At 72.2% G+C, this 16,250-nt stretch carries 5 protein-coding genes; 2 read left to right on the forward strand and 3 right to left on the reverse strand.

The window, feature by feature from the left end; genetic code table 11:
- Positions 1–3: 3 nt before the first annotated feature.
- Both rfbC and SMD20_RS40765 read left to right on the forward strand, forming a co-directional pair.
- Positions 4–618, forward strand: coding sequence for a dTDP-4-dehydrorhamnose 3,5-epimerase (gene rfbC, locus SMD20_RS40760; protein WP_329591486.1), 615 nt, complete (start codon positions 4–6; stop codon positions 616–618).
- Complete coding sequence (locus SMD20_RS40765) at positions 615–1,727, forward strand: DegT/DnrJ/EryC1/StrS family aminotransferase (protein WP_329591488.1); 1,113 nt, start codon at positions 615–617, stop codon at positions 1,725–1,727. The genes rfbC and SMD20_RS40765 overlap by 4 nt, the downstream gene beginning before the upstream one ends.
- Before the next feature lie 132 nt (positions 1,728–1,859).
- Here the strand turns inward: SMD20_RS40765 and SMD20_RS40770 are convergent, their stop codons facing one another.
- From SMD20_RS40770 to SMD20_RS40780, 3 genes are all read right to left on the reverse strand, one after another.
- Positions 1,860–12,674 carry a type I polyketide synthase gene (locus SMD20_RS40770; RefSeq protein ID WP_329591490.1) on the reverse strand — a complete coding sequence of 3,605 codons (10,815 nt, stop codon included), beginning with the start codon at positions 12,672–12,674 and terminating at the stop codon, positions 1,860–1,862.
- Complete coding sequence (locus SMD20_RS40775) at positions 12,671–15,508, reverse strand: AMP-binding protein (protein ID WP_329591492.1); 2,838 nt, start codon at positions 15,506–15,508, stop codon at positions 12,671–12,673. The genes SMD20_RS40770 and SMD20_RS40775 overlap by 4 nt, the downstream gene beginning before the upstream one ends.
- 203 nt (positions 15,509–15,711) lie before the next feature.
- Positions 15,712–16,245: a hypothetical protein gene (locus SMD20_RS40780; protein ID WP_329591493.1), complete on the reverse strand. Its 534-nt coding sequence runs from the start codon at positions 16,243–16,245 to the stop codon at positions 15,712–15,714.
- Positions 16,246–16,250: the final 5 nt, after the last annotated feature.

Here is a 16,250-nt window from a genome sequence, read left to right on the forward strand (position 1 = left end):
CCGATGCGGATTCGCGAACTCGGCATCGGCGGGGCGTTCCTCGTCGAGCCCAAGGTCTTCCCCGACTCCAGAGGATTGTTCTTAGAGGTCTTCAAACAGCCTGCCTTCGCCGAGGCCGTCGGCCACCCGCTGAGCGTGGCCCAGGTCAACTGCTCCGTCTCCTCCATCGGCACGATCCGTGGACTGCACGCGATCCACCTGCCAGGACAGGCCCGCTACGTGAGCTGCCCGAGCGGCGCCATCCGCGACATCGTCGTCGACATCAGGCAGGGCTCGCCCACGTACGGCCGGCACGTCGTGGCGGAGCTGAGCGAGGACAACCGGCACGCGCTCTACCTCGCGGAAGGGCTCGCGCACGGGTTCGCCCCGCTGACCGAGCAGGCCACCGTCTTCTACCTGTGCTCCAACACCTGGTCGCCGGAGAGCTCCTTCGAGGTGAACCCGCTGGACCCCGACCTCGACCTGCCCTGGCCGCGCGACCGCGAGCCCGTCCTGTCGGACAAGGACCGGGCCGCGCCCTCACTGAAAGAGGCCGAACGGCTCGGCATCCTGCCGTCCTACGCCGACTGCCTGGCCCGTTACGCCGAACTCGCCACACCGGACGGAGCGCCCCGTTGATCCCGCTGTTCAAGGTCGCCATGTCGGAGTCGGCTCCGGCCGCGGTCGCCGAGGTCGTCGGCAGTGGCCAGATCGGCCAGGGCGCCAAGGTCGCCGAGTTCGAGCGGGCGCTGGGGGAGCGGATCGGCAACCCGCGCGTCGCCACGGTCAACAGCGGCACCTCGGGGCTGCACCTGGCGCTCCACATGGTCGCCGCGTCAGGGGACGACGAGGGCGAGGTGCTCTCCACGCCCCTGACCATGGAGGCCACCAACTGGGCCATCCTCGCCAACCGGCTGCGCATCAAGTGGGTGGACATCGATCCCGCCACGCTCAACGTCGACCTCGACGACCTGGCCCGCAAGATCTCCCCCCGGACCCGCGCCATCGTCGTCGTGCACTTCGCCGGCTATCCGGTCGACCTCGGGCGGCTGGCGAAGATCCTCGACGAGGCCGAGGCGACCTTCGGGTTCCGCCCCGTGGTGATCGAGGACTGCGCCCATTCGTGGGGCGCCACCTACCAGGGCAGCCGCATGGGCACCCACGGCAACGTCGCGGTGTTCAGCTTCCAAGCGATCAAGCATCTGACCACCGGTGACGGCGGCGCTCTGGCGCTGCCGGACGACGAGCTGCACGAGCGGGCCACGCTGCTGCGCTGGTTCGGCATCAGCCGCGGCGCCGACCGGCTGCGCAACCCGCCGGACGTCGCCGAGTGGGGCTACAAGTTCCACATGACCGACATCAACGCCGCGATGGGGCTGGCCAACCTGGACTGGGCGGAGGAGGTCGTGGCACGGCACCGGGCCAACGCCGCCCACTACGACCGGGAGCTCGCCGGCGTGCCGGGGCTGGAACTGACCGAACGCGCCCAGGACCGCGAGTCGTCCTTCTGGATCTACCCCATCAAGGTCGAGGACCGCGCCGGCTTCATGAAGCGCATGGATGAGGCCCAGATCATGGTCAGCAACGTCCACGAACGCAACGACACCCACACCTGCGTCCGTCCGTACGCCACGCTGCTGCCCGGACTCGACAGCGTGGCCGAGCGCGTCGTCTGCCTGCCCGTGGGCTGGTGGGTGACCGAGGAGCAGCGCGCCCACATCGTCGAGACCGTACGGCGCGGCTGGTGAGATAAGCCGTAACCCCAGGGCCTGCCATCCATGTGATGGACAGGCCCTCTTCTTTGGCTGAACACGGATGCCGATGCGGCGGGCGCTGGAGTGGAACCTGCGCCCGCCGCACCGGCCTGTCAAGAACCTCGGCTACCCGTTGCCGCCCAGCTCCCGGTCGAGGATCTCGAACAGCTCCTCCGCGGAGGCCGCGGCGAGCAGCTCGTCCTCCTCCGCCTTCGCCGAGGAAGGACCGTCCGTCACGGCGGGAGCGGGCTCGGGAGCTGCCGGCTCCGCCGGGGCCAGCCGCTCGGCCAGGTACCGGGCGACCGCGGTGGCGTTCGGCTGGTCGAAGGCGAGCGTGGCGGGCAGCGGAAGTCCCGTACGCCGGCGCAGCCGGTTCCGCAGCTCGACGGCGGCCAGCGAGCTGAAGCCGAGCTGCACGAAGCCACGTTCGGCGTCGATCACGTCCGCGCTGTCGTGCCCGAGCGCCATCGCCGCCTCGGCCTGGACCAGCTCGAGCAGCATCCGGTCCCGCTCCCGGGCGGGCAGCTCGGCCAGCCGCTCCCGCAGCTCCGTCGCGCCGTTCGACTCGTTGGTCCGTTCGGCCACGGCAGCCGTACGCCGCGTGCCCACGAGGTCGCGCAGGAGTGCGGGCAGGTCGTCGCCGCGAGCCCGCAGCGTGCGGACGTCCGGCTGGATCGGCGCCAGCACCGGCGCGGGCACGCGCAGCGCCGCGTCGAACAGCGCCAGCCCCGTGTCCGCGGAGATCGCCGGTATGCCCAGGTTGCGGACCCGGGCCAGGTCGGTTTCCTGCAGCGGCCCGCCGAGACCGGTGTCCACCGCCCACATTCCCCAGGTCAGTGAGGTGGCGGGCAGCCCGGCGGCGGCGCGCTCCGCGGCGAGCGCGTCGAGGAAGGCGTTGGCTGCCGCGTAGTCGCCCTGCCCGGCGGCGAGCACCATCCCTCCGGCGGAGGAGAACAGCACGAAGTGGGCGAGATCATGCTTCTGGGTGAGCTCGTGCAGGTGCCAGGCGGCATCCGCCTTGGGCCGCAGCACCCGGTCCAGCCCTTCCTCCGTCAGCGTGCCGAGCACCCCGCCGGCCATCACTCCCGCGGTGTGCACCACGGCGCGCAGGTCGGGGATGCCCTCCAGCAGCATGGTGAGGGCGTCCCGGTCGGCCACGTCGCAGGCGGCGACGGTCACTTCGACGCCCTGCCCGGTCAGCTCGTCGCGGAGCTCGGCGGCGCCGGGCGCGTCCAGGCCACGGCGGGAGACCAGCAGCAGCTGCCGCACGCCGTGCTCGGCCACCAGATGCCGGGCCATGAGCGCGCCGAGCCCGCCGGTGCCGCCGGTGATCAGCGTGGTCCCGTCGACCGGCCAGGTCGCGTCGTACGGGTCGACGGCGCGGGACACCCGGTCGGCGTGACCGGCGCGGGTCAGCCGGGGGACCCACGGCCGGCCGTCACGGATCGCCAGCTCGGGCTCGCCGGTGGCCAGGGCGACGCGTACGCCGTCCGCAGGCTCGCCGGCCCGATCCAGATCGACCAGGATGATCCGGCCCGGGTTCTCCTCCTGAGCGGCCCGCACCAGGCCCCAGACCGCGGCCCGCGCCGGATCCGGCGCCTCGGTGTCGCGCACCGCCACGGCACCCCGGGTGACCACCACCACCGGCCGGGCGTCCGCCCCGGCCGACCAGTCCTGCAGGCCGGCGAGGACCGGACGCAGGGTACGGCGCACCCTCTCCGGCACCCCGCCGCCCGATGCCTCGCCGGTGGCGTCGATGACGAGCGCGTCGGAGGCGTTCACCGGGCCGAGGGGCTGCGACGGCGCGGCCGGCCGCCACGTCACCGAGAGCAGCGAGTCCGAGGACGGACGGGCCTGCGCCAGCTGGTCGGCCTGGACCGGCCGGGACACCACCGTCTCCACCGTGGCCACCGGCCGTCCGGTCGGGTCGGCCAGGTCCAGCCTGGTGACCTCGTCGCCGTCCAGCCGGCGAAGCCGTACTCGCAGCGTGGCGGCGCCGGCGGCGTGCAGGGTCACGCCGTGCCAGTTGAACGGGATCAGCGTGGCCTTCGGCCCGGCCACCAGGTCCACGTGCATCGCGGCGTCCAGGAGCGCGGGGTGCAGGCCGTACCGGGTGGTGGGTCCGGCGTCTTCGGGGAGGGTTACTTCGGCGTAAAGGTCGTCGCCGTGTCTCCAGGCGTGGGTGAGGCCGTGGAAGGCGGGGCCGTAGCCATAGCCGTGGTCGACCAGGCGGTCGTACAGGCCGGTGACGTCCAGTGGCTGGGCGTCCGGTGGCGGCCAGGCGTGGCGCAGATCGGCGGGGATGGACGGGGTCGGAGTGAGGGTGCCGGTGGCGTGCCGGGTCCAGTTCCCGCTGTCGTCCTTGGAGTGGATGCCGATCTGGCGGCGGCCGTCTTCGCCGGGTGCGGTCACGGTGACCTGGACGACGACGCCGGCGCTGGTGTCGGGGACGGGCAGGGGGGTGTAGAGGGTGAGTTCGTCGATGGCCGGGCAGCCGACCTGGTCGCCGGCGCGCAGAGCGAGCTCGACGAAGCCGGTGCCGGGCAGGATCGTGGTGCCGTTGATCAGGTGATCGGCGAGCCACGGCTGAGCGGTGACGGACAACCGGCCCGTCAGGATGGCGCCGCCGTCGGGCTGCTCCACCACCGCACCCAGAATGGGGTGGTCGGCGGCGGTCTGACCGAAGGCGGCCAGGTCGCCGGTCGGGGCGGGCTGGAGCCAGTAGTGCCGCCGCTGGAAGGGATAGGTGGGCAGGTCCAGATGGGCGGTGGGGGCACCGGCGGTCCAGTCCACGGCGGTGCCGCAGGTCCAGGCCTGTCCCAGTCCGGTGACCAGCTGGGTGGTCTCGTCGCGGTCGCGGCGCAGCAGCGCCACTACCGAGGGCTCTTCGCCATCATGGTCGTGTTCGATCATGGGGGTGAGCTGGGCGTCCGGGCCGGCTTCGATGAAGCAGCTGACTCCCTGCTCGCGCAGGGTGGTGATGGTGTCGGCGAACCGGACCGGTCGCCGTACGTGCTCGACCCAGTAGCCGGGCTCGGTGACCTCCTCGTCGGCCAGGTCACCCGAGACGTTGGACACCAGCGCCAGCTCCGGGCGCCGGAAGGTCAGTCCCGCGACGACCTGTTCGAACTCGGCCAGCATCGGCTCCATGAGCGGTGAGTGGAACGCGTGCGACACCCGCAACGGCCGGGTGCGGTGCCCTTGCTGCCGCGCCCAGTCGATGACCTCCGCGACCTGGTCGGCCGCTCCCGAGACGACCACGGCGTCGGGTGCGTTCACCGCCGCCACCGAGATCTCGCCACGCCCGGCCAGGGCCGGGGCGATCTCTTCTTCGCCGCAGCCGATCGCGGCCATCGCGCCGCCGGCTGGAAGGGCCTGCATCAACCGGCCGCGAGCGGCGACCAACCGGCACGCGTCCGCGAGATCGAGTACTCCGGCCACGTGTGCGGCGGTGATCTCGCCCAGGGAATGCCCGGCCACGAAGTCGGGCTGGACTCCCAGTGATTCCAGCAGCCGGTACAGCGCAGTCTCGAAGGCGAACAGCCCGGCTTGCGCGAACACCGTCTGATCCAGCACCCCATCGGCACCACGCTCGCCGAGGATGATCTCCCGCAGGCTCCCTGCGGTATCGGTGGCGGAGAACTCGGCCTCCAGCAGTGCACACGCTTCGTCGAAGGCACGGGCGAACACCGGGAAAGCCGCATAAAGGCCGCGGCCCATCCCGGGCCGCTGAGCACCCTGACCGGAGAACAACACCGCCACCCGGCCCGGCCGCACCCGGCCCACCACCGCCGACTCCAGTTCCCCAGCCGCCAGCGCCCTCAGCCCTGCCAGCAGACCCTCCCGGTTCGCCGCCGGCAGCACCGCCCGGTACTCCAGCGCCGCGCGGCGCGCCAACCCGGCCGCCACCTCCACCAGACCGGCCTCGTCGTGCTCGGCCATGAAACCGGCCAGCCGGTCGGCCTGCGCCCGCAGCGCGGCTTCGCTCTTGGCCGACAGCAGCACCGGAAGCAGCGGAAGCGGGTCCGGCACGCTCGTGGCCGGCGGCTCCTCAGCGGGCGGTTCTTCCAGGATCACGTGGGCGTTGGTGCCGGAGATGCCGAACGACGACACTCCCGCCCGGCGCGGCCGGCCTTCGGCCTGGGGCCAGGGCTGGGGTTCGGTGAGCAGTTCCACCGCTCCGCCGGACCAGTCCACCTTCGACGACGGCGCATCGACGTGCAGCGTCTTGGGCAACAGGCTGTGCCGCATCGCCAGGATCATCTTGATGATGCCGGCCACCCCGGCCGCCGCCTGGGTGTGACCCAGGTTCGACTTCACCGACCCCAGCCACAACGGCGACTGCCGATCCTGGCCGTAAGCCGCCAGCAGCGCCTGCGCCTCGATCGGGTCGCCCAGCGAGGTGCCGGTGCCGTGTCCTTCGACCACGTCCACCTGCGCGGGACCGATACCCGCCGACGCCAGCGCCTGAGCGATCACCCGCTCCTGGGACGGGCCGTTCGGCGCGGTCAGCCCGTTGGAGGCCCCGTCCTGGTTGACCGCGCTACCGGCCAGCACCGCCAGCACATGGTGCCCGTTGCGGCGAGCGTCCGACAGCCGCTCCACCACCAGCACCCCGACACCCTCGCCCCAGCCGACACCGTCAGCCGCCTCGGCGAACGACTTGCACCGCCCATCAGCGGCCAGCCCTCGCTGGAGGCCGAAGTCGGTGAAGGTGTCCGGTGTGGACATCACTGTGACCCCACCGGCCAGCGCCAGATCACACTCACCGGCGCGCAACGCCTGCGCCGCCAGATGGAGCGCCACCAGCGACGACGAACAAGCCGTGTCCACCGACACCGCCGGCCCCTCCAGACCGAACGCGTACGCCACCCGCCCGGACACCACGCTGGCCAGGCTGCCGTTGCCCAGGTAGCCGGCATACTCCTCCGGCACCCGACCCGGCCGAGTGCCCCAGTCGTGGTACATCACTCCGGCGAACACCCCGGTCGAGGTGCCACGCAGCCCGGACGGGTCGATGCCCGCGCGCTCCAGCGCCTCCCAGGAGGTCTCCAGGAGAAGCCGCTGCTGCGGGTCCATCGCGGTGGCCTCACGCGGGCCGATATCGAACGGGGCGGGGTCGAAGTACGCCGCGTCGTGCAGGAACCCGCCCTGCTTGGTGTAGGTACGACCCTGCTTGCCGGGCTCCGGGTCGTAGATGCCGGTGATGTCCCAGCCTCGGTCTGTGGGGAAGCCGGTGACGCCATCACGGTCATCGACCAGCAACTGCCAGAGGTCCTCTGGACTGGTGACCTGGCCAGGGAAACGACAGGCCATCCCGACAACCGCGATCGGATCATCTGCAGGACCCTCGGACGGGGCGGCCTGAACCGGACGGCGGGCAACGGTACCCGACAGAGCCGCGTCCAGATGCGCCGCCAGCGCGCGCGGAGTGGGGTGATCGAACACCAGGGTGGGGGTGAGCCGTAGCCCGGTCTCCGCGTGCAGGCGGTTACGCAACTCCACCGCGGTCAGCGAGTCGAACCCGAACTCCTGGAAAGGCCGATCGGCGTCGATGGCCTGAGCACTGTCATGGCCCAGGGTGGCCGCCGCCTGCCCGCGCACCACGTCCAGCAACCGCCGCTGCCGCTGCGGAGCCGACAGATGCGCCAGCTCCGCCACCACCGGCCGCACTTCATCATCCCCGCCAGCAGCCGCGGAAGCGTCGGCGGCGGGACGGGCGGCGGGACCGGCCAGCTCGCGCAACAAAGCGGGCAGATCGCCCCGTCGGCCCAGCGCGGCGGAATCGAACCGGGCCGGCACCAGATGCGGCCGACCGGCTTGGAGGCCAGCGTCCAGCAGGGCCAGGCCCTGACCCGCGCTCAGCGAGACATGTCCCGCGGCGCGCATCCGCGCCTCATCGCGCGCACCGATGCGGCCGGCCATGCCCCGCTCTTCGGACCACGGCCCCCATGCCAGCGACACCGCCGGCAACCCGGCCGCGGCCCTGGCCACTGCCAGAGCATCGACGAAGGCGTTGGCAGCCGCGTAGTTCCCCTGCCCGGCCCCGTCCACCACCCCGGCCAGCGAGGAGAACACCACGAACCGGGCCAGACCGGCATCGCGGGTCAGCTCGTGCAGGTGCCAGGCCGCGTCCACCTTCGGCCGCAGCACCGTCTCCACCCGCTCGGGCGACAACGATGTGATCACCCCGTCATCCACCACCCCCGCCGCATGCACCACCGCACGCAGGTCAGGGATGTCCTCCAGCAGAACGGCGAGGGCTTCCCGATCACCCACGTCGCAGGCGGCGACGGTCACTTCGGCACCCTCGCCGGTCAGCTCGTCGCGCAGCTCGGCAGCGCCGGGAGCGTCCAGGCCACGGCGGGAGACCAGCAGGAGCTGCCGCACGCCGTGCTCGGCGACCAGATGCCGCGCCACCAGAGCACCCAGCCCGCCAGTGCCGCCGGTGATCAGCGTGGTCCCGTCGACCGGCCAGGCCGCCTCGGGCTCCTCGCTACCCGCCAGACCAGCCTGGCCAGGCGTGGACCCGGACGCATCTTCCCAACCGGGCGATGCTACCCGCCTCAGACGCGGCACCCACAACTGGCCGCCGCGCAGCGCCACCTCTGGCTCACCAGAAGCCAGCGCCGCCGCCACCGCGTCGCCGCTTCGGCTCAGCGAGGCGACCTCACCGGCTGCCGTCTCGGCGCCGGTGTCCAGATCGACCAGTGTGATCCGGCCCGGATTCTCCGCCTGCGCCGCCCGTACCAACCCGAACACCGCGGCCTGGAGCGGATCCACCTGCCCGCCGTCGGTGGCGACCCCGCCTCGGGTCACCACCACCAGCCGGGCGTCATCTCCCGGTTCACGAGTCAGCCACTCCTGCAAGCGAGCCAACACCGAACCCACGCCACGGCGCAGGCGGTCCAGCAGCTCACTGTCGGCAGTTCCGGCCCCGGCCCACTCGGTGGCATCGATCACCAGATCTGCGCCGATGCCGCCCGACGACACCGTCACGTCCACCGGCCGCCACACGATCTCGTGCAGCCACTGGTGCGCGGAGGAGCGCGAGCTCGACCACTGTGCGGGCACCGAACGGTAGGCCAGAGACGTCACCGTGGCCAGCGGCCGGCCCACAGGGTCGGCGAGGTCGAGCCGCACCGCGGCTTCGTCGTCCGGGCGCAGCCTGACCCGCGCCGCGCGCGCCCCGTCGGCATGCAGTGACACCCCGCGCCAGGCGAACGGCAACGCCGTGTCCTGGTCGTGGCCGGGCAGCAGGTCGGTGGCGTGCAGGGCCGCGTCGAGCAGCGCCGGGTGTACGCCGAAGCCCGCTGCCTCAACCCCGTCCGGCAACGCCACCTCGACGAACACCTCTTCGCCGCGGCGCCAGGCCCGGGTGAGGCCGCGGAAAGCGGGGCCGTAGTCGTATCCGCGGTTGGCCATCGCCGCGTAGAGGCCGGTGACGTCGAGCGGCTCCGCGCCCGGCGGCGGCCACTCGGTGAGCTCCTGTGCCGACGCCGGTACGGGGGAGAGGAAGCCGGTGGCGTGCCGTAGCCAGACGCCGTCTTCGCCGATGGAGTGGATCTCCACGGGCCGCCGCCCGTCAACGTCGGATCGGCCGGCGACCACCTGGATCGTCACCTGGCCCCGGCTCGGAAGCTCCAGGGGGGCGTGCAGGGTGAGTTCGTCGATGGCCTTGCAGCCGACCTGGTCGCCGGCGCGCAGAGCGAGCTCGACGAAGGCGGTGCCGGGCAGGATCGGGGTGGCGTTGATGGCGTGATCGGCCAGCCACGACTGAGTGTTGGCCGACAACCGGCCGGTCAGGATGGCGCCGCCGTCGGGCTGCTCCACCACGGCACCCAGGATCGGGTGGTCGGCGGCACCCAGACCGAGCGCGGCCGGGTCACTGGCCGGGGCGGGCTGCAGCCAGAAGCGGCGATGCTGGAAGGGATAGGTGGGTAGTTCCAGGTCGCTGCGGTGGGCACGGGTGGTCCAGTCCACGTTGGTGCCACAGGTCCAGGCCTGTCCCAGTCCGGCGATCAGTTGGGTGGTCTCGTCGCGGTCGCGGCGCAGGAGGGCCACCACGGAGGGCTCTTCACCGTCGTGGTTGATGAGGGTTTGTTCGATCATGGGGGCGAGCTGGGCGTCCGGGCCGACTTCCAGGAAGTGGGTGACCCCGCGCTGCCGCATGACGTGGACGCCGTCGGCGAACCGGACCGGCCGCCGTACGTGCTCGACCCAGTAGCCGGGCTCGGTGACCTCGTCGCCCGCCAGCTCACCCGAGACGTTGGACACCAGCGCCAACTCCGGACGCCGCAGCGTCAATCCCGCCACGACCTGCTCGAACTCGGCCAGCATCGGCTCCATGAGCGGCGAGTGGAACGCGTGCGACACCCGCAACGGCCGCGTCCGGTGCCCCTCCTGCCGTGCCCATTCGATGATCTGCTCCACCTGGTCGGCCGCTCCCGAGACCACGACCGCGCCGGGCGCGTTCACCGCAGCCACAGCCACCTGGTCGTGCCCGGCCAGTACAGGCGCGATCTCTTCTTCGCCGCAGCCGATCGCGGCCATCGCGCCACCGGCCGGAAGGGCCTGCATCAACCGGCCGCGAGCGGCCACCAACCGGCACGCGTCCGCCAGATCCAGCACCCCGGCCACATGGGCGGCGGTGATCTCGCCCAGGGAATGCCCGGCCACAAATTCAGGCCGGACCCCGAACGACTCCAGCAGCCGGTACAGCGCCGTCTCGAACGCGAACAGCCCGGCTTGCGCGAACACCGTCTGGTCAAGCACCCCATCGGCACCACGCTCGCCGAGGATGATCTCGCGCAGGCGCACATCACCGGCCAGGCCGGTGACCGCCCCTGCCGTATGGAGTTCGGCCTCCAGCAGGGCGCAGGCTTCATCGAAGGCGCGGGCGAACACCGGGAAAGCCGCGTACAGCTCCCGACCCATCCCCGACCGCTGGGCGCCCTGACCGGAGAACAGCACCGCCACCCGGCCCGGCCGCACCCGCCCCTGCACCACCGAAGCCGCAGACTCACCGGCGGCCAGCGCTCGCAGCCCGGCCAGCAGACCCTCCCGGTCGGTAGCCGGCAGCACCGCCCGGTGCTCCAGCGCGGCCCGGCGCACCAGTTCGGCCGCCACCTCGAACGGACCGGCCGCATCATGCTCGGCCAAGAACCCGGCCAGCCGATCGGCCTGCGCCCGCAACGCCGCCTCGCTCTTGGCCGACAGCAGCACCGGAAGCGCGGCAGTGTCTTCACCGGGCACGCCCGCGGGCTCCTCGACGGGCGGTTCTTCCAGAATCACATGAGCATTCGTGCCGGAGATGCCGAACGACGACACCCCGGCCCGGCGCGGCCGGCCCTCGACCCGCGGCCACTGCCGGGCCTCGGTCAGCAGCTCCACGGCGCCGCCGGACCAGTCGATCTTCGACGACGGCGCGTCCACGTGCAGCGTCTTGGGCAGCAGTTCGTGCCGCATCGCCATGACCATCTTGATCACGCTGGCGATGCCGCCGGCCGCCTGGGTGTGACCCAGGTTGGACTTGGCCGAGCCCAGCCACAGCGGCGACTCCCGGTCCTGGCCGTAGGTGGCCAGCAGCGCGTGCGCCTCGATCGGGTCGCCCAGCCCGGTGCCGGTGCCGTGCGCGTCGACCGCGTCCACGTCCGCCGGCTCCAGCCGGGCGGCCGCGAGCGCGTCGCGGACGAGCCGGCGCTGCGCGGGGCCGCTCGGCGCGGTCAGTCCGTTGGACCTGCCGTCCTGGTTGATCGCGGTGCCGCGTACCACGGCCAGCACCCGGTGCCCGTTGCGGCGGGCGTCCGACAGCCGCTCCACCACCAGCACCCCGACGCCCTCGGAGAACGCGGTGCCGTCCGCGGCGTCGGCGAACGCCTTCACCCGGCCGTCCGGGGCCAGCCCCCGCTGCCGGCTGAACGCGGTGAACATGCCGGGGCTGCCCATCACGGCCACCCCACCGACCAGGGCCAGGGAGGACTCGCCCGAACGCAGCGAGGCGCAGGCCAGGTGCAGGGAGACGATCGCGCCGGAGCACGCGGTGTCCACCGTGATCGCCGGCCCGGACAGGCCGAGCAGATAGGCGAGCCGGCCGGTGACCACGCTCGGCGCGTTGCCGGTCATCAGGTAGCCGTCCAGGCCCTCCGGAGCCTGGTGGACGCGCACGCCGTACTCGTGCACCTCGGCGCCGAAGAACGAGCCGACGGGCTGGTCGCGCAGCGACGTCGGGTCGATGCCCGCGTGCTCCAGCGCGGCCCAGCAGGTTTCCAGCACCACCCGCTGCTGCGGGTCCATGGCCAGGGCCTCGCGCGGGTTGATGCCGAAGAAGTCCGCGTCGAACCCGGTCGCGTCCGGCAGGAAGGCGCCGCGATCCACGTAGCTCTTTCCGGGGGCGTCCGGGTTCGGGTCGAAGAGGTTCTCCAGATCCCAGCCGCGGTCGGTGGGAAAGCCGCCGAGCACTTCGCGTTCCTCGGCGAAGATCCGCCACAGTCCCTCGGCGGATTCGACGCCGCCGGGGAACCGGCACCCGATGCCGACGATGACGATGGGGTCGTCGTCGTCGCCTTCCGGAGCGGTGTCCGCGCGTCCCGACGCCGGCTCCGGCACGGGCAGACCGAGTACGGCGGCGCGCACGTAGTCGGCGACCAGCTCGGGCGTGGGGAAGTCGAAGGCCAGGGTCATCGGCAGCGAGACGCCGGTGGAGGCCTCCAGCCGGTCGTGCAGGTCGACCGCGGCCAGCGAGTCGAGGCCGAGCTCACGGAACGGCCGGCTGGAGGTCACCTCGGCCAGCTCGCCGCCCTCCACTCCGAGCAGCGCCTCCCGGGTGTCCCGGAGCACCAGTTCCAGGAGCACCCGGCGCTGCTCCGCGACGGGCAGCTCGTCGAGTCCGTCGAGCCCGGCCTCGTTGGGGCCGCCGTGCTCGCCTGGAAATGCCATCATGCGCTCCGGGGGTCGGGGTTCGGCAGCGGGTCGTAGACCCGTTGGCGTTGCAGCTGGGAGACGGAGACGACCTCGCCGCCGCGGATCACCACTTCGGTGGGCGCGGGGCGGCCGAGGAACAGGGACAGGCTGGCGGTGAGGCCGTAGGCCCCCGCGTGCGGGATGGTCACCAGATCGCCGGGGGCCGGGTCGGGCAGTTCGACCTCGCGGGCGAGCAGGTCGCCGGGCGTGCACAAGGGTCCGGCCAGCGCGGCCCGGCGGCCGGGCGCGGCGTGCGGCGTGCCACCGTTCGGCGGGGTGGGCTTGACCTGGACCGGGAGCAGCCGGCCGAGCCCGGCCATGCCGCCGAACGCGTTGATGCCCGCGTCCAGGATGGCGAAGGTGCGGCCCCGGCTCTCCTTGACGTTGATCACGGTGGAGTGCAGCTCGCCGCAGTCGGACACCAGGTACCGGCCGGACTCGCAGGCGATGCTCGGCCGGCCCTCCCGCCACTGCGGCAGGTGCCGGTCCAGCGCCTCTTCCAGGCCCTTGCGCAGGTTCGGGTAGCCGGGGCGGGTACCGGGCACGCCGTACGGCGCGGAGAACCCACCGCCGAGATCCACCAGCTCCAGCGGTTCGCCCAGGATGCGCTGCACCTCCGCGGCGACCGTCACGGTGTGCTGGAACTCGGCGATCAGGCTGTCCTCGTCCGCGGCGTTGCTGAGCGGGAAGAAGTGGGCGCCGATGATCCGGACGCCGGGAACCGCGCGCATCGCGGCCACCTGCGCCGGCAGGTCCTCCATGTCGTTGCCGAACTGCGAGGGCGTGCCGGTCATCCGGATGCTGGTGGCGGCGGCCGCGGTGGCGCTGTTCACGCGCAGCAGGCATTTCGCGACGGTGCCCTGCGCGGTGGCCGCGGCGCCGACGTGTTCGAGGTCGGTGAGCGACTCCACGGAGAACAGCCGCACCCCGGCGGCGAGCGCCTCGGCCAGCTCACCCGCGGTCTTGCCTGGCCCGGTGTACATGCAGTCCGCGCCGGTGAAACCCGCGGCCAGCGCGGCGGCCAGCTCACCGGTGGAGCTGATCTCCGCACGGCACCCGCCGCCCGCTGCCGTGCGCAGCGCGCGGGCCACGTCCGGGTGCGGGTTGGCCTTGAGCGCGTAGTAGATCGCGGTGCCTTCCGGCATGAAGTCGGCCAGGTCCCGGTACGCCGCCGCGACCCGGTCCAGGTCGTACACGTAGAGCGGGGACCCGAACCGGCGGACCAGCTCCTCACGGGGGATTCCCGGCGGCTTCCGGTGGGGCTCCGCCTGCCGCGTCGCGTCCTGCGCGTGCAGGTCGCGCAGCCGGTCGCGGGCGTACTTGCCGTGCGCGGACTTCGGGATCTCCGCGACCACCCGGCAGACCGCGGGCACCTTGGCCGGCTCCAGCCGGGCGGCCAGCTCGCGGAGGACGGCGTGGGGTTCCAGCTCCGCCCCGTCGGCGGCCTCGACGAAGATCGCGAGGTCGTGCTCACCCTCCGGGGGCAGCGCGGCGGCCGCCCTGACGCCGGCGATGTCGAGCGCCGCCGCCTCGATCTCCACGGTGCTCATCCGGATGCCCTTGCGTTTGAACATGTCGTCCCTACGGCCGTCGAAGTAGAGGTAACCGTCCTCGTCGAAGTGGCCGTAGTCGCCGGTGTGCAGGCGCAGCTCCCCGGTCCGCGGGTCGCGGCGGAAGGTCTTGGCGGTCACCTCGGGGTTGCGCCAGTACCCCGGCATCACGTGCGGGCCGGTCACCACGATCTCCCCGGTCGTCCCGGTGGGCACCGGGTTCCCGTCGGGGTCGAGGATGTGTACGGCGGTGCCGGCCAGCGGCCGTCCGACCGAGTCCGGGCGTTCCCGGTCCTCCTCCGGAGGCATGACGGAGATGCGCTTGCACTCGGTCTGGCCGAACTGGCGGACCACCCGGGCGCCGGGGAAGTGGGTCCGCAGCGCGTCGATGGTGGTGGCGGGCAGCGCCGCGCCGGTGTTGGTGAACAACCGCACCCCGGTGGTGGGCTCACTCTTCCGCTGCGCCGACGCGATGATCATGTTGGCCAGCGAGGGCACGATCGGCACCACGGTCGCCCGGGTCTTCCTGAGCTGGTCGACCAGCCGCAGGTCGGCGCCGGCGTCGGCGAAGACCACCTCGGCGCCCACGGCGCAGGTCATCAGCAGCTTGTACAGCCCGTAGTCCCAGGACATCGGGAAACGGCAGAAGACCACGTCGTCCGGGCGGTAGCCGAGCGCCTCGACGAGCGCCACGGTGGCGAAACAGACCTGGGCGTGGGGGAGGATCACCGCTTTCGGCTCCGCCGTACTGCCCGAGGTGTACACCAGCGCGGCCAGGTCCGCGGGGTCGAGCTCACTCGGTACGGCCACGCGCTCCCGCCGGCTCGCGAGCTCGGTCACCTCGGCCCAGATCTCCTCGAAGTCGTGGACCGGTGCGCCGGTGAGGGCGCGTACGGCGTCGGGTTTCCCGCCGGCGGATTCGACGATCACCAGCGCGGGGTCGGCGTTCTCGAGCACCGAACGCAGGTGGAAGCTCTTCATCGCCGGGTTGAGCGGCACGAAGACGGCGCCGCGGCGGGAGACGCCGAAGAACAGCGCGGCCAGCCGGCGGTCGGTGGGGGCCTGCACCACCACGCGCATGCCCTGGCCGACGCCGTGCCGGTCCAGCCAGTAATCCACCGCGTGGCCGAACGTATCCAGTTCGTGATAGTTCCAGATTCCGGTGGAGTCCCGCACCGCTGGCGACTCGGGAAACTCCGCTGCGCTTTGGTCGAGAAAATCGTGGATGAATGTCCCGTTGTATCTCGGCCGGTTATTCCGCATAATCGACGATCTCCCTCAGGCGGCGGAGTTCAGGCTAAGCCGGGGCTCCGCCCCAGAAGTACCCCTAGCCGCCCCTAACGTCGGGACCGGTCGGCCTATGGTCGCGTTCAATAAGTCGCTCTCTTTCCAGCGGGTTTACGCAGGGATTTCGCGGGAGTCGCCGGTCCCGGACAAGGGGTTGGCGGCGACATTCAAGCCGGCTTTCATGAGCAGGGCTCACAGGACTCGGTCAGCGGGTCCACGTTCCACTTCTCGGGCAGATCACTGCCGCAGAAGACGCAGACGAAGTCGCTCTCGCGCACGATGTTGTGCTCCTGGCACCCAGGACAGCGCCGGAACACCACCTCGTGGGTGAAGCCGGACGGCCTCCCGAGCCCTGCACGATCGAGAGCCTGGGCGACCGACGGCCAGGAGCTGACGTCCGGGCAGTACCCGGTCGAATGGTTGCTGACGTCGCCCACGACCCATCGGCCTGCCTCGCGGGCGAAGCTGATCTCGCCGGCGCTCAGGACCGATCGTCCGCCCGCACAGGCCACATGCTCGCTTCGTCGCGGCGCCAGCAGGAGCACGCCGTCCGCGCCGACCACGAAGGTGAACGGCTCGACCAGCTCCGCCGCGCAGCGCTCGGCGACCCAGCCGGCGAAATCAGCCGCCGAGCCGATCCGGCAGCCGCCGCTGCCGGGCCGGACCGCGGCCTTCAGCTCGGCCGGTCCCACGTACCGATAGCTCCGCCTCACACTGC

This window comes from Nonomuraea sp. LP-02, assembly GCF_036289125.1.
GTDB lineage: Bacteria > Actinomycetota > Actinomycetes > Streptosporangiales > Streptosporangiaceae > Nonomuraea > Nonomuraea bangladeshensis.